Below are 22122 nucleotides of genomic sequence, written 5' to 3'. Positions count from 1 at the left end.
CGTTCAACCGACCTGCGCCAGCAATTGCTCGATCGCGGCCACGGCGGGCGGTTCATCCAGCGTCGGGGCATGGCCGGTGCGGGCAATCGTCACCGCCTGCGCGCCGGGCAGGCGGCGCAACATTTCGCCCAGCGTTTCGGCCGAGAGCAGGTCGGACAATTCGCCCCGCAGCAACAGGATCGGCCGCCCGGCCAGCGCGTCCACGCCCGGCCACATGTCGACGCCCGCCTCGCCACCGGGCTGGTCAAAGGGTTCGGCGATCTTCATGTCGTAATCATAGACGATGCGGCCATTCTGCCCCAGCGTCATCACCCGTTTTGCCATGGCCAGCCAGTCGGCCGTCTCATAATCGGGGAAAGCCGCGCCATGGTCTTCCTCCAGCGCGCGGGCGGCGTGCATCCATGTGGGGAAATTGCGCCCCTGCCCGACATATTCGCGGATGCGGGCCAGCCCGGAAGGTTCGATCACCGGGCCAATGTCGTTCAGCACGGCGGCGACCACCCGTTTGGCGTCGATCATCGCCAGCACCATCGTCATCAACCCGCCCAGCGAGGTGCCGATGGCGACAAACCGATCCACCCCCGCCTGTTCCAGCAAGGCGTTGACGTCGGCCACATATTGCATCGGGTTATAGGTGGCCGAATTCTTGGAATAGGCCGAATCGCCCCGCCCGCGCATGTCCGGGCAGATCACCCGCCACCCCCGCGCGCACAGATGTTCGGCCAAGGTCGCAAAGTCGCGCGCATTGCGCGTCAGCCCCGGCAGGCACAGCACCGGCGGCCGCCCGTCGGGCGCATCAGGCGCGGCCGCATAGTCGCGGTAATGCAGACGCAGCCCATCGGGGCTATCCCAGAATTGGTCGGTAAATTGGCTCATCGCCCGTCTGGCAATCCTGTATCAGCGTTGCGCGTGGTCCATGCGCCCTTGCGCTGCCCCCGCTCCTGCCCCACTTATTGCCCCATGCGCGCAGAACCGCAAGCAGAGGCTTACGCCCCCGAGCCGCAAATCCTGTCTCTGGCCGATTGGCTGGGCGATCAGGTTGCCCCCGCCACCTTCCCGCAAGCGACACTGCGCTGGCGCAATGACCGCTGGGCGCGGGGTATCGGGCTGGACGCCCTGACCGATGCCCAATGGACCGCGCATTTCGGCCGGTTTGCCCCCCTGCCCGGCAATCTGGAGCAGCCTTTGGCGCTGCGTTATCACGGGCATCAGTTTGGCGTGTTCAACCCCGATCTGGGCGATGGGCGCGGGTTTCTGTTTGCCCAGATGCGCGGATGCGGCGCGCGGCTGATGGATCTGGGGACCAAGGGGTCGGGCACGACTCCATGGAGTCGGCAGGGTGACGGCCGCCTGACACTGAAGGGCGGGGTGCGTGAAATTCTGGCGACCGAGATGCTGGAGGCGCTGGGCGCCAACACCTCGCGCACGTTCAGCCTGATCGAAACCGGCGAGGCATTGTGGCGCGGTGACGAACCCTCCCCCACGCGCAGCGCGGTCATGGTGCGCCTGTCCCACGGCCACATCCGCATCGGCACGTTCCAGCGCCTGCTGGTGCTGGAGGAAGCCGGGCACATGGCCGAGCTGGTCGACTATTGCCTGGCACATTACCCCGGCCCGCCGCCCCCCGATGACGCGCCGGGGCGCGATGAACCGGCGGTCATCCTGCTGCATCAGGTGGTTGACCGTCTGGCCGACATGGCCGCTTCCTATGTGGTGGCCGGCTTTGTCCACGGCGTGCTGAACACCGACAATATGAACATCACCGGCGAAAGCTTTGACTATGGCCCGTGGCGCTGGCTGCCGCGCTGGGAGGCGGGCTTCACGGCGGCCTATTTCGACCATGCGGGCCGCTATGCCTTTGGCCAGCAGGCCGGTGCGATCAAATGGAACTGCGGGCAATTGGCCGTGGCGCTGCGGGCGCTGACCGATGCGCCACCGCTGATCGCCGCGCTGGACCGGTTTGACGGGCTATACCACGCCCATCTGGCACGGCGGCTGTGCTGGCGGCTGGGCGTTGTGGGCCGCGAAGGATATGCCACACCCGACACTGACGCCGCGCTGATGGCGGCCTGTGGCGCTGCAATGAAGGACAATGGCATCGGTCCCGACACCTTTTTCCACGCCGCGCGCGGCGGCCGGGCCGAGGCCGGATCGCCGCTGGCCGAGGCGCTCTTCGCCTATGCCCCGCTGCCCGGCGCGCTGGAGGGCGCGGCATGGCATGGCCCGCCGCCCTCGAACCACATCGATGAGGTGGAGCGGATCTGGGCCGCGATCGATACCCACGACGACTGGCAACCGTTAATGGCCCATGTCGCGGCCATCCGGGCGCTGGGCGATGGGTTGGGCACGCCGCCCGCGCCATCGGGGCATATCGCCACAGGCCCCGTCACAAGCGATCCTTAACGCATTTGCGGCATAGTATGTGCCGACCAGATGTGGCCCGACCGGCAAGGCTTTGTTCATTCTTTCCGGCCTAGGGGTGGCATGGGTGCTTTGATTGGCGATATGAAACCCGAAACCATCCCCCTGCCTCGCAGTGAAGAGATCGTATCGATCGCGCCCGCCACGGGCGAAGCGATCTGGCACGGCCATACCACCGATGTTGCCGGCGCGATTGCCGCCGCGCGCGCCGCATGGCCGCGCTGGGCGGCGATGCCGCTGGCCAACCGCGTTGAACTGGCCCGCCGTTTCAGCAATGAATTGCGCCGCGTCAGCCCGAGCCTGGCCACCACCTGCGCCGCCGAAACCGGCAAGCCCCTGTGGGAGGCGCACAAGGAAATCGAGAACGCGCTGGCCCGTATCGATCAGGCGACCAAGGCCCATGCCGAACGCGCCAGCCAGCGCAAGCATGATAGCGCCTTGCTGGGCGCGACCGCCGTGCGGCACAAGCCGCTTGGGGTGATCGCGGTCATCTCTCCCTTTTGTCAGCCGGTCGAATCGCCGATCAGCCAGTGTATCCCGGCACTGATCGCGGGCAACACGGTGCTGTTCAAACCGTCCGAGCGCGCCAGTGCCTGTGGCAGCCTGATCGCCGAATGCGCGACACGGGCGGGCTATCCGGCGGGCGTGGTCAATCTGGTGCTGGGCGATGGCACGGCAGGCGCCGCGCTGGTGGCCGATGGCAATATCCATGGCGTGCTGTTTACCGGCTCCAGCCATGTGGGCCAGATGGTCGCGCGCCGCATGGCCGCCCGCCCCGACCGGCTGATGTCGCTGAATCTGGGGGGCAACACGCCGCTGGTGGTGTGGGACACGCCACTGATCGAGGACGCCGCCGTATTGGTGGTGCAATCGGCCTTTGCCTGTGCGGGGCAGCGCGCCACCGCCGCGCGGCGGTTGATCGTGGCCGACGCCATGGCCGAACCATTGTTGGCCGCGGTCAAACGTCTGGCCGACCGCATCATCGTGGGTGCGCCGGACGCCGAGCCGGTGCCCTTCATGGGCCCGGTGATCAGCCATGATGCGGCCGATGGCCTGACGCAAAGCTTTATCTGGCTGATGAGCCATGGCGGCCGTCCGATCAAGCATATGCAGCGCCTGCATGACCGCCTGCCCTTTGTCAGCCCGGCAATCATCGATGTCACCGATGTGGCTGACCGCCCGGATGTGGAACTGTACGGGCCGCTGTTGCAAGTGGTCCGCGTCGCCGATTTTGACGCCGCCATCGCCGAGGCGAACGCCACCCAATATGGGCTGGCCGCCGGTCTGATTGGCGGCAGCCCGCAGGAATACAACCGTTTCTGGTCGCATGTGCGGGCGGGCGCCATCCATTGGAACCGCCCGACCACCACCGATCTGCCGATGGCACCGCTGGGCGGGCTGGGCCTGTCGGGCAATCTGCGGCCGGGTGGCTATTACACGGTCGATGGCTGCGCCGTGCCGGTGGCGTCTGCCGAAATGGAGCAGCCGCGCGCCGGGATCGGCGCCGGTTTTGGGCCAGAGGTGTAGCGCCCCCCGCTTTAACACCGGGCGCAAGGTTGCCTGTTGCCGCCCGGACCGCTAACCGCAGGCGGGCACGCAAAACAGGCCGCCGACATGAACCGTAACGCCGATCCCGCCCCCAATGGCCTACCCTATGCGGTGGTGGCCTATTTGATGTGGGGGCTGCTGCCGCTGTATTTCCGACTGCTGCATGCGGTGCCGCCCTTTCCCTTTCTGGCGTGGCGGACGATCTGGACGGTGCCGGTCTGCGTGGTGGCGATCATCGCTGCCCGCCAAGGCCCCGCGCTGGTCACCGCGCTGACCAACCGCCGCACGCTGTGCGCGCTGGCGCTGTCATCCCTGATGATCGGGGGCAATTGGCTGATCTATATCATCGCCATTCAACAGGGGCATGTGCTGGCGGCCAGTCTGGGCTATTACATCAATCCGTTGATGAACATCGTCATGGGCACGCTGTTCCTGGGCGAGCGTTTGCGCCGGGCGCAATGGGCGGCGGTCGCGCTGGCCGGTGCCGGAGTGGCGGTGCTGGCGTTTCAGGCGCTGGACACGCTGGCGATCTCGCTGGGGCTGGCGTTCACTTTCGCGTTCTATGGGCTGGTGCGCAAACTGGTGGCGGTGGGGCCCCTGCCCGGCCTGACGGTCGAGGTCATGGTGCTGCTGCTGCCCGCCACCGCGCTGTTGTGGCTGGCGCCCGATGGCGGCCACCATTTCGGGGCAAATCCGGGGCAAAGCGCGCTGTTGGCGCTGACCGGGCTGATCACCGCGATCCCGCTGATGCTGTTTGCCCATGCCGCGCGGCATATGCCCTATTCGACGCTGGGCTTTGTCCAGTTTCTGGCGCCGACGATCGTCTTCGTCACCAGCCTGACGCTGTTTGGCGAAGCGTTGAAACCGGCGCAAGCCATCAGCTTTGCCCTGATCTGGGCGGCGATTGGCGTTTATTGCCGCGATCTGTGGGTCCGGCGCAGCGGCTGAGGCCAGACGCAAAACGGGGCGGAAAGCCAAGCTTTCCGCCCCGTGATGTGGCAACGCCAGCCCGCATGGGGCCAGCGCCCGGTTCGGCTTACGCCGCTTCCTTGTTCTTCAACACGCGCATCGGTTCCTTGCGGCCCTCGACCACGTCCTTGTCCACCACCACCTCGGCGATGTCCTGCTCGGTCGGCAGGTCGAACATGGTGTCCAGCAACATGCCCTCGACGATGGAACGCAGGCCGCGCGCGCCGGTCTTGCGCTCGATCGCCTTCTGGGCGATCGCCTCCAGCGCTTCCTCGGTAAAGGTCAGCGCAACGTCTTCCAGCTCGAACAGCTTGGCATATTGCTTGATCAGCGCGTTCTTGGGCTCACGCAGGATGCGCACCAGCGCCGGGATGTCCAGATCCTGCAACGTGGCGATCACCGGCAGACGGCCGACGAATTCGGGGATCAGGCCGAACTTCAGCAGATCTTCCGGCTCGGCCTTTTGCAGCAATTCGCCCACGCGGCGCTTGTCCGGGTCGGCGACATGGGCGCCAAAACCGATAGAGCGCTTTTGCAGGCGATCAGCAATGATCTTTTCCAGACCGGCAAAGGCGCCGCCACAGATGAACAAGATGTTCGTCGTGTCGACCTGCAGGAATTCCTGCTGCGGATGCTTGCGCCCGCCTTGCGGCGGCACGCTGGCGGTGGTGCCCTCCATCAGCTTGAGCAAGGCCTGCTGCACGCCCTCACCCGACACATCGCGGGTGATGCTGGGGTTTTCGGCCTTGCGGCTGATCTTGTCGATCTCGTCGATATAGACGATGCCGTGCTGCGCCTTCTCGACGTTATAGTCGCTGGCCTGCAACAGCTTGAGGATGATGTTCTCGACATCCTCACCCACATAGCCAGCCTCGGTCAGGGTCGTCGCGTCGGCCATGGTGAAGGGCACGTCAAACGTCTTGGCCAGCGTCTGCGCCAGCAGCGTCTTGCCCGAGCCCGTCGGGCCCACCAGCAGGATGTTCGACTTCGACAGCTCAACCTCGCCGCCCTTGCCGCTGTGCTTCAAGCGCTTGTAATGGTTGTGCACCGCCACCGACAGCACGCGCTTGGCGCGGTCTTGACCGATCACGTAATCGTTCAGCGTTTCAAAGATGTCCTTGGGCGTGGGAACGCCGCCATCCTTCTTGCCGGCGATGCCGCTCTTGGTTTCCTCGCGGATGATGTCGTTGCACAGTTCGACGCATTCATCACAGATGAACACGGTCGGCCCGGCGATCAGCTTGCGCACCTCATGCTGCGATTTGCCGCAGAAGCTGCAGTAGAGGGTGCTTTTCGCGTCGGATCCGCTCAGTTTCGTCATGCTTTTTCCCAACTGTCCCGCGCCATCGGCCTGATTGCCATGACGCGGGCCCTGTCTTGGCCTGCCGATATAGCATGGGCTGCTTGCACCACGCTGAACCGGCAGCGTTACTTATTCCTTGCCGGCGCCTTCGGCATTGTCCGCGTCGGCGCGGCGATCGACGACCTTGTCGATCAGGCCGAACTTCAGCGCCTCGTCCGCCTCCAGGAAGGTGTCGCGGTCCATGGCGGACTCGATCTCTTCCAGCGTGCGGCCGGTGAACTTGACATACAGGTCGTTCATCCGCTTGCGAATACGCAGGATTTCACGGGCCTGAATCTCGATGTCGCTGGCCATGCCCTGTGCGCCGCCGCTGGGCTGGTGGATCATGATGCGGGCGCTGGGCAGCGCCACACGCATCCCCGGCTCACCAGCGGCCAGCAGGAACGACCCCATCGAGCAGGCCTGACCGATGCACACGGTCGATACCTTGGGCTTGATATACTGCATCGTGTCGTAAATCGCCAGACCCGCCGTCACCACGCCACCGGGCGAGTTGATGTACATGCTGATGTCCTTGCTCGGGTTCTCCGATTCCAGAAACAGCAACTGGGCGACGATGGTCGCGGCCATGTGGTCCTCGACCTGACCGGTCACGAAAATGATGCGCTCACGCAGCAGGCGCGAATAGATGTCAAAGCTGCGCTCACCGCGGCTCGACTGTTCCACCACCACCGGGATCAGCGATCCGGTGACCGGATCAACGGTGAACTTGCCCTGGCTGTTGCTGCTGCCGTGTCCGAACAGATCGATCATGAAAGTCCTCGTATGCTTGGCCAACCTATGTCGCGTGCCTTCCCGCGATGTTCAAGGGCATTAACCCAACAATCCTTGTCACATTCCGTGCAAAACGGCACAATTTTCCCGGAGGTTCCCCCATGGGCATGGCAACCACGGCCACCTGCGCGCAAGATGGCGCGATCAGACAGGCTTTGGCGCGGGGATTGATTCGGCCCGATGTCCATCGCGACAGGCCGCCCACCGCTTGCGCCAGATCAAGTTTGACGTTCACATCCGATATTATATGTATCACATACAAAGGAGAGGACGTCACAATGGCACATTACCCGGACACCCGCGGTTTTACCGGCATTTTACGCCCGGTGCGACTCGAATGCGACATTCTGGACATGGAGGTCGAGGGCGAGATCCCGGCCAGCATGAACGGCACTTTCCACCGCGTCCACCCCGATGCCCAGTTCCCGCCCAAGTTTGCAGATGACCAGTTCTTCAACGGCGATGGCATGGTCAGCCTGTTCCGTTTTGAAAACGGCAAGGTGCATTTCAAGCAGCGCTATGCCCACACCGACAAGTTCAAGCTGGAGCGCGCGGCGGGCAAATCGCTGTTTGGCGCCTATCGCAACCCGCTGACCGACGACGAATCGGTCAAGGGCCAGATCCGTTCGACCACCAACACCAATGTCATGGTCCACGCGGGCAAGCTGTTCGCGATGAAGGAAGATGGCCCCTGTCTGGTCATGGACCCGCTGAGCCTGGAAACCACAGGCTTCACCCATTTTGCCGATACCGGCGGTGAGACGCTGAAGAACCAGACCTTCAGCGCCCATGCCAAGATTGATCCGGTAACGGGCAATTTCTGCAACTTTGGCTATGCCGCGACGGGCCTGCTGACCAAGGACTGCTCGTTCTTTGAGATCGATCCGCAGGGGCGCGTGCTCTACGAAACCTTCTTCGAGGTGCCGTACTACTGCATGATGCACGACTTCGGCCTGACCGAGCATTACGCTGTGTTCCACATCGTGCCCTCGACCGGCAATTGGGACCGGCTGAAGGCGGGCCTGCCGCATTTCGGCTTTGACACGACGCTGCCGGTCTATCTGGGCATTCTGCCGCGCGGGCCGGGCGTCACGGCCAAGGACATGCGCTGGTTCAAGGCGCCCAAGACGATCTTTGCCAGCCACGTCATGAACGCCTTCGAGGATGGGACCAAGATCCACTTTGACACCTGCGAGGCCGAGGGCAATTGCTTCCCCTTCTTCCCCGACATCCACGGCGCGCCGTTCGATCCGGTCAAGGGGCGGCCCTTTCTGACGCGCTGGACGGTCGATCTGGCCAGCACGTCCGAAGACTTCTCGAACGTCCAGCAATTGTCGACGTGGATCGACGAATTCCCGCGTCTGGACGAACGCTATGTCGGTCAGCCCTATACCCATGGCTATATGCTGGTGATGGATCTGGACATGCCGGTGGATTTCCCGGGCGCGCGGGCCTCGGGCTTCCGCATGAACCGGATCGGCCACATCAACCACGCCACAGGCGCGCAGGACAGCTGGTGGGCGGGGCCGCATTGCATGATTCAGGAGCCATGCTTTGTCCCGCGTTCGCCCGACAGCCCCGAAGGCGATGGCTGGATCATCGCGGTGGTCGACAATCTGGTGACCAACTATTCCGATCTGGTGGTGCTGGACGCACAGGATCTGGAAGCTGGCCCGGTCGGCCGTGCCAAGCTGCCCTTCCGCCTGCGCAGCGGGCTGCATGGCAATTGGTGTGACGCCACGCGCTATGCCAGCTTTGCCACGGCGTAAGCGCGCCACCTGATAAAGCAAAAGGCGCGGGAGGAACACACCCCTCCCGCGCCTTTCGTGTATCGGCCGCTGTTAGCCTGCGGCGTCCGGCTGCACCTCTGGCGCGGCGCTGGCAAAGGCGTCCAGCGCCATGCAGGCCGCCTCAACCGCCTGCAACCGTGGCCAACGCAGATCCACGCCAAAGCGCCGCGCGTTCGACAGTTGCGGCACCAGACAGATGTCGGCCAGCCCCGGCGTATCGCCAAAACAGAACCGCCCGTCCTGCTCCGCCAACAGCGTCTCGCAGGCGTCAAAGCCTTCCTCGATGGTGGTGACGGCCCAATCGTTCACCTGCTCTTCGGACAGGCCCAGGCCCGCCAGACGGCGCAGGATCTTGAGGTTCTGGATCGGGTGGATGTCACAGGCAATCACCTGCGCAAAGGCCCGCACCTTGGCTCGGGCCAGCGGATCTGCGGGCAACAGCGCCGGATCGGGACAGACCTCGTCCAGATATTCGCAGATCGCCAGCGACTGGGTCAGCACGCCGCCCTCGTCCAGCTCCAGCGCGGGCACCAGCCCTTGCGGGTTGAGCGCCAGATAGGCAGGCGCGCGCTGTTCCCCCGCCCGCAGGCGGTAATAGGCGCTGTCATGGGCCAGCCCCTTGAGGTTCAGCGCGATCCGCAGCCGGTACGAGGCCGAGGAGCGGAAGAAGCCATGCAGCCGCACAGCGCTTACGCCTTTTCGCCGATGGTGACGGCGCAATCGCTAAGGCCCGCAACGCTCACCACCACCGCGTCGCCCGGCACCACCGCGCCCACACCGGCGGGCGTGCCGGTATAGATCAGGTCGCCCGCGCGCAGTTCGTAAAAGCGCGAGACATAGGCGATCACCTCATCTGCCGACCAGATCAGATCGGCCAGATCGGCGTCCTGCTTCACCTCGCCATTCACCGTCAGGGCGATGCGGCCAGTGGCCGGATGACCCACTTCAGCCACCGGATGGATCAGGCCCAGCGGCGAGGACTGCTCGACATTCTTGCCGGTGTCCCAAGGGCGGCCCTTGTCGCGCGCTTCCAGTTGCAGGTCGCGGCGCGTCATGTCCAGACCCGTGGCATAGCCGAACACATGGGAAAGCGCGTCAGCCTCGGCGATGTCGCGGCCCCCCTTGGCGATGGCGATCACCAGTTCGGCCTCGTAATGGAAATTGGCCGTTTCGGGCGGATAGGCGATTGCGGTGCCGGTGGGCACCACGGTGCTGGCCCATTTGGTGAAGAAGAACGGCGCCTCACGCGTGGGGTCCTTGCCCATTTCGCGGGCATGCGCGGCATAGTTGCGGCCGATGCAGAACAGGCGTTCCACCGGATAGGACCGGCCATCGCTGACCGGCGCCAACACCGGGGCCGAGGGTTCGAAAACCAGGGTCACTCACATTTCTCCCTATAAAGGCCCAGCTTTTGCTGCGCGGCCTTGTCAGAATAGGCAAACAGGACCAGCTCACTGCTGGCCTGCAATTCAACCTTGGCCCATGACGGCACCGCCACCAGATCGCGCGGGGCCAGCGGCATGTCGACGCCATCGATGCAGATCGTGCCTTCGCCCTCGACCACGACAAACACCATCGCGTCGCTGGAGCGGCGGGCCAGCGTCTGGAACCCGGCGGGCAACAGGCGGACATGGGCCGAGATCGTCGGCATGATCGGCCCGCCATCGGCCGGGTTCAGGAATTCCAGCGCATGGCCGACATGGGGGTCGATCTGCGCCATCGCCGCCATCCGGCCCAGCGCGTCGCGCCAATCGGCATAGGGGTAATGGAACAAGGGCCGCTCCGCCGGGCGGCGCGCCGCCACCGAACCATCCAGCGGGCGCAGATTACGGCCATAGACCGCCTGCGACACGCCCGCAGGGGCGGTTTCGGGGTGTACCTTGCCATCGTAATGTTCGGCAAAGGTGGTGTCGAACAGGCGGACAATGGGGATATCCAGACCGTCCAGCCAGATCATCGGATGATCGGTGTCATTGCCATGGTCGTGCCATTGCCAATTGGGCGTCAGCACCAGATCGAACGGGCGCATCACCGCCTTTTCGCCATCGACGCTGGTATAGGCCCCCTCGCCCTCCATGACAAAGCGCAGAGCGCATTGCGAATGGCGGTGGCAGGGCGCGATTTCGCCGGGCAGGATCAGTTGCAGCCCAGCATACAGCGAGGTGGTGATCGCCGCCGTGCCGCGCAGCACCGGGTTTTCCAGAATCAGCACGCGGCGCTCGGCCTGTTCGGCGCTGATCAGATCGCCCGCGCGCATCAGATAGTCGCGCGTGGGGGCATATTCCCAGCGATGCGCCACCATGCCGGGGGCGGGCACCGGGCGCACCAGTTGCGACAGGCTTTCCCACAGCGGCGCCAGATGCGCCGGGTCCATCTCTGCATACAAAGCGCGCAATGCGGCCTGCTGCGCCTCTCCGGGTTCCATGACGTGTATCCTTTTGTCCGGCCCGGACGCAGGGCGAGCGGACACCTTCCGCCGGGCATGCAGGCGTTATACATGGGCAAACGGGTTTGCCAATCCGAAATGTTTAGCGGTAATCCTGTTTTTCCCGCCAGCCCAGATGGGCGCTGATCTCGGCACACATCTGGCCCAGTTCCTCGGTCGCGGCGTCGCCTGTTGGATCATCCCCCGCCGCCAGACGCACAGCGGTCGCGCTCAGCGCCACGCGGCCCTGCAGGTCAAAAATCGGAAAGGCCACCGCCCGCAGCCCCGGCGCCATGGTGCCCTCCACCTGCGCCCGGCCCGCCGCGCGCACAGCGGCGCGCATCGCGGCAACTTCGGCAGCGCGCACCGCGCCCCGGCGGATCTCGGCGCGGATCAGCGCCTCGGTCTCGGCCTCTGGCATCCAGGCCAGAAACACCCGCCCGGTGGCCGATCCCGCCAGCGGCAGCACCGAGCCCACGCTGAACGAGGTCATCACCGCCGGACGCCCCATCGCCCAGCGTACAATCGTCGGCCCCATAGGCCCCAGCGCCGCCACCTGCACCGTCAGGCCCGTGCGCCGCACCAGATCGGGCAGCATCGCGTCGATGTGGTGAAACGCATCCACCCGCGCCAATGCCACCAGCCCCATGCGCAGCGCCCCCGGACCCAGCTCATACCGGCCGGTGTCGGCCTGTTGATGGGCGAAACCGGCGGCGATCAGGCTTTGCAAATAGCGGTGCACCTGTGGCGAAGGCATGGCGCAGGCCGCCGCGATCTGGCCCAAAGGCGCCGGGCCATCCATCGCCGCCACCGCCTCCAGCACGTGCAACCCGATCTCGACCGACTGGATGCCGCGCCGTTTGGCTCCGCCCTGCCCGCCTGTCGCCGCCTCTTCCTGCTCCACCACCCGCATCCCGTTCCCATGCACGCCCCATCGGCGCGCGCGCCTTGCCTAAACCCGTTCCCCCTGCCCGTGCAATCGGTATCACCACACGCAAAACAGGGCCGGATGGCACATCGCCACCCGGCCCCGTCATGTCACACAGCCTAGGCCGTGTGGGGCGTTTTAGAACTTGCTTTCCAGACGCAGCCCCGCATAGCGCGCGGCGTCACGGCCGTACCAGCCGGTGAACACCGGCTTGTTGCCCCAGCGCCCGCCCACGTCCGAGATATTGGACAGGTAGTGCTGATCGGTGACGTTGTTGACAAAGGCGGTCACGCTCCAACGCTCGGACTTGCTGGCCACGCCCACCGACAGGTTCAGCAAGGCATAGGCCGTCTGCACCGAGCCAGGGTTCCAGTTCGAGCTATAGGCGATCGAGGACTGATAGGTCATCACCCCGCCCAGCGTCAGGTTCAGCTCGTCATCCAGCGCGATCCGCTTGTCGACGCCAGCGGTGAACTTCCACATCGGCGCGGTGGGCAAACGCTTGCCCGACAGGTCCTGGAAGCTGGAGCTGCCAACTGTGACGCAGCCCTGCGCGGCGGTCTGGCCCGAATAGCAGTTGGCGCCCACAAAGCTGTCGTAACGCGCATCGGTGTAGGCCCCGGCAAAATTCACGGTAAAGCCCGCGCCCGGACGGATGGTGGCGTCAACCTCGACGCCGCGCGTGCTGGCCTTGCCCGCATTGGTCATCTGGAAGGTGGGGACCGAGGCGGTCGGGTCAACGCTCTGCACCTGGAAGTTGCGATAGACGGTGTAGAAACCGGCCACCGCCAGCGTCAGGCGGCGGTCAAGGAAGTCGCCCTTGAGGCCCAGTTCAAAGCCGTCAACCTGCTCCTTGTTCACCGGCGTGATGGTGTTCGACGCGGTGAAGGTGCCGTCCAGATTGTACACCTTGGGCTTATAGCCGCGCGAATATTTGGCATAGACGTTCACGCGGTCGGCGATGTCCTGCTTGACCGTGATGTCGCCCACCAGCGTGTTGAACGACTCCGAACCGGCGCGGGTGAACCCGACGGTCGAGGAGGCCGGCGTGGTGTTATACTGCAACTGGTACAGATAGCCGACCTTGTCATGGTTATAGCGCAGGCCGGTGATCACCGTGGTCGAGGGCGTCAGCTTCCAGTCGGCGCGGATATAGGCGGCATAGGAGTTGTTTTCCGCCACGCGATAGGCGCCAAACGGGATCGGCGTGCCAAAGGCGGGGCGGTCAAACTGGAACGCGGTCTTGCTATAGTCGTAATAGACGCCGCCCAGCACCCGGACAAAGCCAAGATCATCCGAGGCGAAACGGAATTCCTGATTGAAGCCGGTGATGTCCAGCTGCGACCGCTGCGTGTTGTCCCAGCTGTTGGCGCCCGCCGTGCGCAACGAGGCCCAGTCCACCATCTGCAGATAGACGTCATAACGCAGGTCGCGCTTTTCCTTGGAATAGGCGCTCAGCGAGGTCAGCGTGAACTTGCCCACGCGATATTCGGCGGTCAGGCTGTAGAGCTGGTCCTTGGAGCGCTGACCGGGGGTATGGATCGTCGCGTAATCGGCGTTCTGGGCCTTGGGCGTGATGCCCGGCAAAGCGGCGCCCTGCGTATAGGTGCCACGGAACAGCGCGCTGCTGTCGACATAGGTATAGGCCTGGAAGGCACCTACATCGCGCGTGTCGACATAATTGCCCGACAGCGTCACCTTCAGCCCGTCAAACGGGGTGAACTGCAACTTGCCACGGATGCCATAGTTGTCGGCATAGTCATGCTTGCCAGTCGTCAGGTTGCGCGAGAGGAATTCGGTGTGCGACCCGAATGCCGAGACCGTGAAACCGATCGTATCGCTGAGCGGACCCGAAACAAAAGCCTGCGCGCGATATTCGTTGTCGGTGGTGATGGTGGCGCTGGCCTGCCCCTGCAGGGTGCTGGTCGGCTTGCGCGTGACGATGTTGACCACGCCGATCGAGGCGGCGCGGCCACCCAGCGTCGACTGCGGCCCGCGCAGCACTTCAACACTGGCGATATCGGACAGCTGGCGCGCGGCCAGCGATTCAGGGGCCAGCGTGACGCCATCCAGCATCACGGCCACGCCGCTGGGCGAACCCACGGTGACCACGGCGGTGCTGACGCCGCGCAGGGTATAGAAGGGACGCAGCGTGCTGGTCGCGGGCTGCGCCACCAGCGAAGGCACCGCCTTGCCCAGATCATCGATGGTGGTGACGCCGCTCTTGGTCAGCTGGACCGGGGCGACCACAGCCACAGCCGAAGGCGTGTCGCGCAGATTTTCGGTACGCTTCTGCGCGGTGACGACGATTTCGGTCTCACCATTGGCGGGCGCGTCAGCGGCCTGCGCGACCGAAGCCGACACGGCAAATGCCAGAACGCTGGCGCCAACAAGCAACTTGCAGGAATGCATCAGATCCTCTCCTCCTGAAGGGTTGGTTACCGCTATACCCCGCAATCATACGAGGTCACGGCAATTGGCCGGCGTTATACATCCGCTATCGCAATCCACAATGGGCAATCGAAAGAAAGCGAAAGCTGTTGCCTTTATGTATCACATGACTATGACCCCATTAACTTGCGCAAACGAAGGCAGCGGCGGATCTCCCCGCACACTGGCCCCGCGCGTTGGATGGGATGGCCGATGATGCCCGCACCGCATGCCCCGGATAACCATGTCGCACGCCTGTTGCTGGACGGACGCATGGCCATCCTGATCGATGACGAAGCACGCGAAAGCGGCGGCCATATGGTGATCGCGGCCCAGCATGCCGATGATGCGGCGGTCAACCTGATGCTGCGTCAGGCGCGCGGATTGCCATGCCTGTGCATCAGCGCGGCGCGGGCGGCCCGGTTGGGGCTGCAACCCATTCCGGGTGGCAATGGCGCCCGCCATGGCACGGCGTTCCTGCCGCCGATCGACGGCGCGACGTTGACCGCGCATCCCGTTTCGGCGCAGGGGCGCGCGCAAACCATCGCCGCCGCGATCGCGCCCGATGCTGATGCCTTTGCTGTACGGATGCCCGGCCATGTCACGCCGCTGTTGGCGCGGCCGGGCGGAGTGCTGGCCCGCGCTGGCCTGGCCGAGGCGGCGGTTGATCTGGCCAGTTGGGCCGGCGGCGAAGCGGCTGTCACCTGCCAGATATTGAACGCGCAGGGCAATGTCGCCAACCGGCTGGAATTGGACGCATTCGCGCGTTTGCATGGCCTGCCGCTGGTGTCGATCCGCAGCCTGATCGCCTATCGCCGTCAGCACGACCGCCTGCTGGATTGCGTCGAGGAACGGCGGATGGAAAGCGCCGGGCACGGCGTTTGGACCTTGCGCCAATACCGTAACCGCACCGGCCATCCGCACGCCACCGCGCTGATCAAGGGGCGGGTTGCGCCCGATCACCCCACGCTGGTGCGCATCCACGTGGCCGATCCACTGGCCGACATGTTGCACGAATGCGGCCCGCGTCAGGGGCTGATCCCGATGGCCATGGCAGCGATTGCGGCGGCCGGTGGCGGCGTGATCGTGCTGATCCATCCCGATCTGCCCGCCGCTCCCACCCTGCCCGTCACCGCCCTGCGCGATCATGGCATCGGCGCCGAAGTGTTGGCCGATCTGGGGGTGCAGGCACTGACCTTGCTCAGCGACCGGGCGGTCGATCCGCTGGCGCTGGCTGCCTATGGGCTGCGGATTGTCGGGCAACAGGGGCTGCGCACGAGCGCCTGACCGCCACAGGCAAAAGGGCGAGCCAACCGGCCCGCCCTTTCGTTTATTTGCGATTTCTCGCCCGTTTAGACGCCAAACAACGCCTTGCGCGCCAATTTTTGCGCCGTCAGCGCATCATGGCGGTCCTGCGCGTCCTGCATCTCGGCAAAGTCCAGACGGTCGAGCGCGGCATCAATATGTTTCAGGAAGTCGATCGCCATGTCGGCCGCCTCGACGCAATCCTCGCGGAAGGGGAACTGGTCCAGCTGCCACACGCCTTCCCAATTGTTCTTGCGCAGGGTGTAGAAGAACTCGAACAGCTCGATCGGATGGACGGTGCCGGCCACCATGTCATCGTCCCAGCTTCTCAGATTGTCGTTCACGTCCATGCCGAACAGGCGGCCATGGTCGATCGCCAATTGCGCCGAATCGGCCGGACTTTCCCCGCCAAACAGCGCATGGCCAAAGTCCAGCAGGATGCCGACATTAGGCAGGCCCATCGCCTCGATCCCCAGCAGCGTGCGCGCGACCGAGGAATAGCTCATATGCACGCGCGGCTCGCGCGGCTTGTATTCGATCACGAATTTCAGATCGGGGTTCTGGCTGGCCAGTTCGGCGATACCCTCGATCGAGCGGCGCCATTGGGTGCGGTGGTCAACCTGGAACGGGTAGTCCCAGCCATCCTGCCCCGGCCACAGCTTCACATAGCTGGCGCCAAGACGGCGGACCAGATTGGCCGCATCGTTGCACAATTCGTTGGCGGCGCGGCGCACGCCCGCGTCCGGATTGGTAAAGGCGCCCTTGGCAAATTGACGGGTATAGATTTCGGGCGTGATGCCGATCACCGACAGGTTGTTGCGGGCCAGCGCCTGCTCGACCGCCTCGACCGAGACATCCGAGCTCCACGGGGCGTTGATGTCCACGACCGACAGATCCCGCACCTGCCCCGCCAGATCGATCATCTCGATCAACGACTTGGCCGGACCATAGCCATCGGTGGCGTAACGGTCGACATAGGTGGCAAAGTGCCAGATGCCGGCACCAAAAGTCAGCTTGCTCATTGCGGTCCTCATTGGGGGGAAAGGAAGGAAGGGAAAGGTTCAGCGCGCGCCCGGTTGCAGGGCAAAATCCTTGAGCCGGGCGGCATTGGCGCGGGTGATCAGGATGCAGTCCATGATCAGCTTTTCAGGCATGCCGGTGCTGCCGGTTTTCAGGAAACGGTCGGCCAGTTCGACGGCATATTGGGCCTGACGATAGGCCGGTTGCAGCACGGTGGCGACCGCTTTGCCATCGCGGATCGCGTCGCGCACGTCGTTCGACCCGTCAAAGCCCACGACCACCACATCGGCACGTCCCGCCCCCTGCAACGCCGCCACAGCGCCCATCGCCATGGTGTCATTGCCCGCGATCACGCCCTTGATCTCGGGGTGGGCCTGCAGGATCGACTGCACCTTGGTAAAGGCTTCGGACTGGCTCCAATTGGCCGATTGGCGCGCGGTCAGCTTCAGGCCGGGATATTGGTCCAGCACCTCGTGGAACCCGCGCGAACGGACGTTGGCGTTGGTGTCGCTCTCCTTGCCGACCAGCTCGACATAGGGGCCCTTGCCGCCCATCGCCTCGGCAAAGGCCTGCCCGCCCAGCATCGCGCCCTGATAATTGTTCGAGACGATCTGGGCGGTGGCGATGCCGCGCGCGGCGATTTCGCGGTCGATCAGGATGACGGCGATACCGGCATTGCGGGCCTTTTGCACGGCGGCCACGCTGGCTTCGGCCCCGGCGTTGTCCAGAACGATCGCGGCCGCATTGCGGGCGATGGCGGTGTCGATCAACTCGCTCTGCTTGAACGCGTCATCCCCGTGCGAAAAGGTCAGCGTTTCATAGCCCAATTGCTTGGCCCGCGCCTCGGCGCCGGCGGCTTCCTGCCCGAAAAAGGGATTGTCCAGCGATGGCGTGATGATGACGATCAACCGCGAGCCAGCCTGCCCGCCGCCGCCCCACAGGGCAAAGCCTGCCACCGCCACCACAGCGGCCAGCAAGGCCCACAGCTTCATCTTCGCGCCAGCCCAGACATTCATGCAATGATGACCTCTATCCCAGCATCCTCGAACCGGGCCTTGTCCTCGGCCGAGATGCCATTGTCGGTGATCAGGGCGTGGATCAGACTGATCGGCCCGACCGATGAAAACGAACGGCGGCCGATCTTGCTGCTGTCGACCACCAGATAGACCTTTTCCGCGCTGGCGATCATCGCCCGCTTGATCGGAATGTCGGCCAGCGAGGGAATGGTCATCCCCTCCTCAATCGAGACAGCCGCCGCCGCCAGAAACAGCCGTTTGACAAACAGGCCGTGGAAATAGTCCGCCGAGCCCTCGCCGCTGACCGACAGGGTGGGCGCCTTGAACTGACCGCCGGGCATATGCACCGTGATCGAAGGCTGCGCGCCCAGCAACAGCGCCATGTTCAGCCCATTGGTGATCACCGTCAGGTCGCGCCGCTCCAGCAGATGGGCGGCAACCTGCGTGGTGGTCGAGCCCGAATCCAGAATGATCGTCTCGCCATCCTGCACCAGCGCGGCGCCAGCCTGCCCGATGCGGTGCTTGGCCTCCATGTTCTCGTGGTGCTGCAACGCCATGGCGCGCACCTGTTGCGGCACGGATTTCAGAAAAGCCCCGCCATGCACACGCTCGATCTGGCCATCGGTCTCCAGCCGCTCCAGATCCTGCCGAATGGTCACTTCGGACACGGCAAAGGCCTTGGCCAGATCGCGCACACGGGCGCTGCCTTCCTCGCGGATCCATTCCAGAATTTCGGCGCGGCGCCCTTCGGCAAAACGGGCGCTGCCGTCCTGCCGCCGCGCATTGTCCGCGCTCACACCTTCGCCACGCTTGTCCTGCGCCATAGTCTTCAACCAAGCCTTTCCTGCAGACGATCAAGTACCACCGCGGCGATAATCACCGCGCCCTTGATCACCATCTGCCAGAATTCGCTGATTCCGACCATGACCATCCCATCGCCCAGCACACCAATCACACAGGCGCCGATCAGCGTGCCGCCAATCGTCCCGCGCCCTCCGGCCAGCGAGGTACCGCCCAGCACCACGGCGGCAATCGCCGACAGTTCAAACGATTCCCCCGACGCGGGATGCGCCGCCACCAGATCGGACGCCACCAGCATCCCCACCAGCGCCGCCATCCCGCCCGAAATCGCGTAAACGGCATATTTGATGCGCGGCACCCGCACGCCCGACAACAGCGCGGCGCGCTCGCTGCCGCCCACGGCATAGACGCGGCGGCCAAAGGTGGTGGCACCCGCCACCCACGCCGCAGCCGCGGCCAGCCCGGCCAAAATCCACACCGGCACCGGCACGCCCAGCATCCGCCCCGCGCCCAGCCAGCCAAAGCCCAGATTGCCCAGATCCGCGCTGCCCACCAGATTGGGGAATGTTGCCCCGTCCGACATCAGCATCGCCGCCCCGCGCGCGATATACAGCGTGCCCAGCGTGGCGATAAACGGCGCGACCTGAAACCGCGTGACCAGCAGGCCATTGAACAGCCCCAGCCCCACGCCCAGCACCAGCACCATCCCCACCACCAGCGGCACCGAGGGATAGATGACATAGCCCAGCGCCGTCAGCGGCAGGCCGTTGAGGATCAGCGCGCCAGCCACCATCCCGGCCAGCCCCGCCACCGATCCCACCGACAGGTCAATCCCGCCAGTCAGGATGACAAAGGTCATGCCGATCGCCAGAATGGCGATGATCGCGATATGCTTCAGCATGATCAACGCATTGGCCAGCGTCAGGAAGTTGGGCGCCAGCACGGCAAAGATGCCGATCACCAGCGCCAGCGCCACCAGCGTGCGGAATTGCAGCAACAGCGCCATGCCCGGCGTAACCTGCCCGGCGGTGGCCTGCCCCGCCCCTGCGGTTCCGATGTTCTGCGCAGCCTGCGTCACGATGCGATCATCCTGATGAAATGAATGGAGAAACGGGGGGTCATGCGGCCACTCCCGGATTGGCGCGATTGGCCGCCGTGTACAGCGCGCCCTCGTCACAGGCATCGGCCGGCGCATCCAGCGTGATCTGCCCGCGCGACATGACGACGATGCGGTCGGCGATGGCCAGCGCTTCCTGTACGTCGGACGAGGTGAACACCACCGCCAGCCCATCGGCCGCCAATTGGCGGATCGTGGCAAAAATTTCGGCCCGCGCGCCCACATCAATGCCGCGCGTTGGCTCATCCAGCAACAGCGCCACAGGACCGGGCAACAGCGCCCGCCCGATCAGCGCCTTTTGCTGATTGCCGCCCGACAGCGCGGTAATCGGCGACGCGGCAGAGGCAGTTTTCACCCCCAACCGGGCGATCATGCGTTGCACCACGCCCGCTTCCTGCGCCGGGGCGATCACCCCGCGCCGCGCCATCCGCGCCAGATCGGACAGCGAGATATTCTGCCCCACATCCAGATTGGCGAAAATGCCCTGCGCCTTGCGGTCCTCGGACACGAACAACAGGCCGCGTTCCACCCGCCGGTCCAGCGGCAGGGCGGTGATGTCCTGCCCCGCCAGACGCACCTGCCCAGCATCGGCCCGGCGCGCACCAAACGCGACCTCCAGCAGTTCCGTCCGGCCAGACCCCAGCAGGCCGTACAGGCACAGGATCGTGCCCGCCCGCGCCGTCAGATCCACGCCCTCCAGCGCCGCCGACACCCGGTCGCGCCGCCGCGCGATGCCCGACAGTTCCAGCACCACCGGGCCATCATCAGCCTTGGCCGGCGCGCGGGCCAACCGGCCCTCCTCGCCCAGCATCTGTTCGACAATCCACGCCACCGAGGCCTGCGCCACATCGGTGCGCGCCACCACCTGGCCATCGCGCATGACGGTGATGCGGTCGCCCACGCGCAGCAATTCCTCCAGCCGGTGCGAGATATAGACCAGCCCGACACCCGCCGCCTTCAGGTCGGCGATGACCTCGAACAAGACCTCGACCTCGGCCTCGCTCAACGCCGATGTCGGTTCATCCAGAATCAGCACGCGGCAATCCTCGGCCAGCGCCTTGGCGATCTCGACGATCTGCTGCTCACCGATGCTCAGCGTATCGACACGGCGATCCGGGTCGATGTTCTGCCGCAGCCGCGCCAGCACCCGCGCGGCCAGCTCCCGCTCATGCGCGCGGTTCAGCACGCCGCCTTTTTCCGCGCCCGTGCCGCACAGAAAGATGTTTTCCGCCACACTCAGGTTCGGGCACAGGTTCAATTCCTGGTGCACCATGCCGATCCCGCGCGCGGCCGCATCGCGCACGCCGTTCAGCCGCACGGGGGCTTCGTCCAGATACAACGCGCCCTCGGTCGGGGATTCAATGCCGGCCAGAATGCGCATCAGCGTCGATTTGCCCGCGCCATTCTCACCAATTAGGACATGCACCTCACCGGGCATCAGGTCAAAATCCACGCCATGCAGCGCGGTCACCGCGCCATAGCGTTTGACCACGCCCGCCGCGCGCATCAGCGGGCGCATCACGCGCCGCCCCGTGCGCGGGCCAGTTGCACCGGCACCACCTGCCACGCGCCTTGATCGCCCGATGCCTGCACCGCCCCGGTAAAGCTTACCCTTGCCCCCGGCACCACGCCCTGCAAGGCCGGGGCAATCCCCGCCATCGCCCGCAGGTTCATCGCCCGCGCCACCGCGCCATAGGCCATCTGATCGGGCAGGCTGTTGAAATCAAACATCGGCACCGCATCGCGCACCGCCGTGCTCAGCAGCACCGGGCCAAGCATCAGCCGCACATCGCCCACGCCATCCACGCGCAACACCATCACGCCATTGGGATTGACCCGATCGATCGAGACCACCTGCCCCTCACCCGTGACGGCAAAACTGTAGGGCGCGTCATCCATCCCGCGCCGCCCATGCGCCGCACCATAGGCGTCCAGCGTTCCGGCGGCGGCCTGCGCCTGTACATCGCGCAAGGGCACGGCGGCGGCCTGCAACGCGGGCAGCACCTTGGCCGCCCAAGCCGCATCCACCTGCGCGGCCGCGTCAAACGTACCGCCCACCTGCGCCTTGCGGGCGCGATCTTCCTCGATTGTCAGGATCTTGCAGCCGCCCAGCAGGCCCACGCCCGCCACCAGCACCGCGCAACGCAAGCCATGCCAAACCCTGCGCTTTTTGCCAGACACACTGCCTCTCCTTGCGATATATTGCCGTTATCGC

The 22122-nt window shown here is 65.1% G+C and carries 19 protein-coding genes; 5 read left to right on the top strand and 14 right to left on the bottom strand.

Annotation, left to right across the window (positions count from 1 at the left end):
• Positions 1-3: 3 nt before the first annotated feature.
• Positions 4-876, bottom strand: coding sequence for an alpha/beta fold hydrolase (locus GTZ99_RS04635; RefSeq protein WP_161717139.1), 873 nt, complete (start codon positions 874-876; stop codon positions 4-6).
• Positions 877-960: 84 nt separating this feature from the next.
• On the opposite strand from GTZ99_RS04635, the gene GTZ99_RS04630 reads away from it, so the two are divergent.
• The 3 genes from GTZ99_RS04630 (at position 961) to rarD (ending at position 4917) form a co-directional block, all read left to right on the top strand.
• A complete protein-coding gene (locus GTZ99_RS04630) occupies positions 961-2403 on the top strand; it encodes a protein adenylyltransferase SelO family protein (protein WP_161717138.1) in 1443 nt (480 codons plus the stop codon).
• 81 nt (positions 2404-2484) lie between these two features.
• On the top strand, positions 2485-3948 hold the full coding sequence (locus tag GTZ99_RS04625; RefSeq protein WP_406818580.1) for an aldehyde dehydrogenase family protein: 1464 nt from the start codon (positions 2485-2487) through the stop codon (positions 3946-3948).
• An 87-nt stretch (positions 3949-4035) separates the two neighbouring features.
• The gene (gene rarD, locus GTZ99_RS04620) at positions 4036-4917 is read left to right on the top strand and encodes an EamA family transporter RarD (protein WP_161717137.1); all 882 of its coding nucleotides are present in this window, start codon (positions 4036-4038) and stop codon (positions 4915-4917) included.
• 88 nt (positions 4918-5005) lie between these two features.
• Here rarD and clpX read toward each other — a convergent pair whose 3' ends face one another.
• Positions 5006-6259, bottom strand: coding sequence for an ATP-dependent Clp protease ATP-binding subunit ClpX (gene clpX, locus GTZ99_RS04615; RefSeq protein ID WP_161717136.1), 1254 nt, complete (start codon positions 6257-6259; stop codon positions 5006-5008).
• A gap of 111 nt (positions 6260-6370) precedes the next feature.
• Positions 6371-7054 (bottom strand): ATP-dependent Clp endopeptidase proteolytic subunit ClpP, encoded by a 684-nt coding sequence (gene clpP / locus GTZ99_RS04610; protein WP_161717135.1) that lies wholly within the window; start codon positions 7052-7054, stop codon positions 6371-6373.
• A 299-nt stretch (positions 7055-7353) separates the two neighbouring features.
• Between clpP and GTZ99_RS04605 the strand changes: the two genes are divergently transcribed.
• Positions 7354-8844: a carotenoid oxygenase family protein gene (locus tag GTZ99_RS04605; RefSeq protein ID WP_161717134.1), complete on the top strand. Its 1491-nt coding sequence runs from the start codon at positions 7354-7356 to the stop codon at positions 8842-8844.
• A gap of 72 nt (positions 8845-8916) precedes the next feature.
• Here the strand turns inward: GTZ99_RS04605 and maiA are convergent, their stop codons facing one another.
• The 5 genes from maiA to GTZ99_RS04580 all read right to left on the bottom strand — a co-directional run bounded on the left by maiA (position 8917) and on the right by GTZ99_RS04580 (position 14630).
• Positions 8917-9549: a maleylacetoacetate isomerase gene (maiA, locus tag GTZ99_RS04600; protein ID WP_161717133.1), complete on the bottom strand. Its 633-nt coding sequence runs from the start codon at positions 9547-9549 to the stop codon at positions 8917-8919.
• A 5-nt stretch (positions 9550-9554) separates the two neighbouring features.
• Complete coding sequence (locus GTZ99_RS04595; protein ID WP_161717132.1) at positions 9555-10247, bottom strand: fumarylacetoacetate hydrolase family protein; 693 nt, start codon at positions 10245-10247, stop codon at positions 9555-9557.
• The gene (gene gtdA, locus GTZ99_RS04590; RefSeq protein ID WP_161717131.1) at positions 10244-11290 is read right to left on the bottom strand and encodes a gentisate 1,2-dioxygenase; all 1047 of its coding nucleotides are present in this window, start codon (positions 11288-11290) and stop codon (positions 10244-10246) included. Before gtdA ends, GTZ99_RS04595 begins: the two co-directional genes overlap by 4 nt.
• A gap of 103 nt (positions 11291-11393) precedes the next feature.
• On the bottom strand, positions 11394-12194 hold the full coding sequence (locus tag GTZ99_RS04585) for an IclR family transcriptional regulator (protein ID WP_161717130.1): 801 nt from the start codon (positions 12192-12194) through the stop codon (positions 11394-11396).
• A gap of 162 nt (positions 12195-12356) precedes the next feature.
• Entirely contained in the window at positions 12357-14630 is a 2274-nt protein-coding gene (locus GTZ99_RS04580) for a TonB-dependent receptor (protein WP_161717129.1), read from the bottom strand.
• Between the two features lie 234 nt (positions 14631-14864).
• Here GTZ99_RS04580 and GTZ99_RS04575 point away from each other — a divergent pair, with 234 nt between their 5' ends.
• Positions 14865-15935, top strand: a complete 1071-nt coding sequence (locus tag GTZ99_RS04575; RefSeq protein WP_227711103.1) for a 3,4-dihydroxy-2-butanone-4-phosphate synthase — start codon at positions 14865-14867, stop codon at positions 15933-15935.
• Positions 15936-16000: 65 nt separating this feature from the next.
• On the opposite strand, the gene GTZ99_RS04570 is transcribed toward GTZ99_RS04575, so the two are convergent.
• The 6 genes from GTZ99_RS04570 to GTZ99_RS04545 are packed head-to-tail and all read right to left on the bottom strand — an operon-like array spanning position 16001 to position 22088.
• Positions 16001-16975, bottom strand: a complete 975-nt coding sequence (locus tag GTZ99_RS04570) for a sugar phosphate isomerase/epimerase family protein (RefSeq protein ID WP_161717127.1) — start codon at positions 16973-16975, stop codon at positions 16001-16003.
• Between the two features lie 39 nt (positions 16976-17014).
• Positions 17015-17965, bottom strand: coding sequence for a D-ribose ABC transporter substrate-binding protein (locus GTZ99_RS04565; protein WP_161717126.1), 951 nt, complete (start codon positions 17963-17965; stop codon positions 17015-17017).
• 20 nt (positions 17966-17985) lie between these two features.
• Positions 17986-18813 (bottom strand): DeoR/GlpR family DNA-binding transcription regulator, encoded by an 828-nt coding sequence (locus tag GTZ99_RS04560; protein WP_161717634.1) that lies wholly within the window; start codon positions 18811-18813, stop codon positions 17986-17988.
• A 5-nt stretch (positions 18814-18818) separates the two neighbouring features.
• On the bottom strand, positions 18819-19868 hold the full coding sequence (locus GTZ99_RS04555; protein ID WP_201742378.1) for an ABC transporter permease: 1050 nt from the start codon (positions 19866-19868) through the stop codon (positions 18819-18821).
• A gap of 40 nt (positions 19869-19908) precedes the next feature.
• Positions 19909-21426, bottom strand: a complete 1518-nt coding sequence (locus tag GTZ99_RS04550; RefSeq protein WP_227711159.1) for a sugar ABC transporter ATP-binding protein — start codon at positions 21424-21426, stop codon at positions 19909-19911.
• On the bottom strand, positions 21426-22088 hold the full coding sequence (locus GTZ99_RS04545) for a DUF2291 family protein (RefSeq protein ID WP_161717124.1): 663 nt from the start codon (positions 22086-22088) through the stop codon (positions 21426-21428). The genes GTZ99_RS04550 and GTZ99_RS04545 overlap by 1 nt, the downstream gene beginning before the upstream one ends.
• Between the last annotated feature and the right edge of the window lie 34 nt (positions 22089-22122).

Origin of the sequence: Novosphingobium ovatum, from assembly GCF_009909235.1 — a bacterium.
Classification (GTDB): Bacteria; Pseudomonadota; Alphaproteobacteria; order Sphingomonadales; family Sphingomonadaceae; genus Novosphingobium; species Novosphingobium ovatum.
This window is presented reverse-complemented; position numbering and strand designations above follow the sequence as displayed.

Coding starts and splice junctions, on each gene's coding strand:
- GTZ99_RS04635 (WP_161717139.1), bottom strand. CDS start 876: ATGAGCCAATTTACCGACCAATTCTGGGATAGCCCCGATGGGCTGCGT.
- GTZ99_RS04630 (WP_161717138.1), top strand. CDS start 961: ATGCGCGCAGAACCGCAAGCAGAGGCTTACGCCCCCGAGCCGCAAATC.
- GTZ99_RS04625 (WP_406818580.1), top strand. CDS start 2,485: ATGGGTGCTTTGATTGGCGATATGAAACCCGAAACCATCCCCCTGCCT.
- rarD (WP_161717137.1), top strand. CDS start 4,036: ATGAACCGTAACGCCGATCCCGCCCCCAATGGCCTACCCTATGCGGTG.
- clpX (WP_161717136.1), bottom strand. CDS start 6,259: ATGACGAAACTGAGCGGATCCGACGCGAAAAGCACCCTCTACTGCAGC.
- clpP (WP_161717135.1), bottom strand. CDS start 7,054: ATGATCGATCTGTTCGGACACGGCAGCAGCAACAGCCAGGGCAAGTTC.
- GTZ99_RS04605 (WP_161717134.1), top strand. CDS start 7,354: ATGGCACATTACCCGGACACCCGCGGTTTTACCGGCATTTTACGCCCG.
- gtdA (WP_161717131.1), bottom strand. CDS start 11,290: ATGGAACCCGGAGAGGCGCAGCAGGCCGCATTGCGCGCTTTGTATGCA.
- GTZ99_RS04580 (WP_161717129.1), bottom strand. CDS start 14,630: ATGCATTCCTGCAAGTTGCTTGTTGGCGCCAGCGTTCTGGCATTTGCC.
- GTZ99_RS04575 (WP_227711103.1), top strand. CDS start 14,865: ATGCCCGCACCGCATGCCCCGGATAACCATGTCGCACGCCTGTTGCTG.
- GTZ99_RS04570 (WP_161717127.1), bottom strand. CDS start 16,975: ATGAGCAAGCTGACTTTTGGTGCCGGCATCTGGCACTTTGCCACCTAT.
- GTZ99_RS04565 (WP_161717126.1), bottom strand. CDS start 17,965: ATGAAGCTGTGGGCCTTGCTGGCCGCTGTGGTGGCGGTGGCAGGCTTT.
- GTZ99_RS04560 (WP_161717634.1), bottom strand. CDS start 18,813: ATGGCGCAGGACAAGCGTGGCGAAGGTGTGAGCGCGGACAATGCGCGG.
- GTZ99_RS04550 (WP_227711159.1), bottom strand. CDS start 21,426: ATGCGCCCGCTGATGCGCGCGGCGGGCGTGGTCAAACGCTATGGCGCG.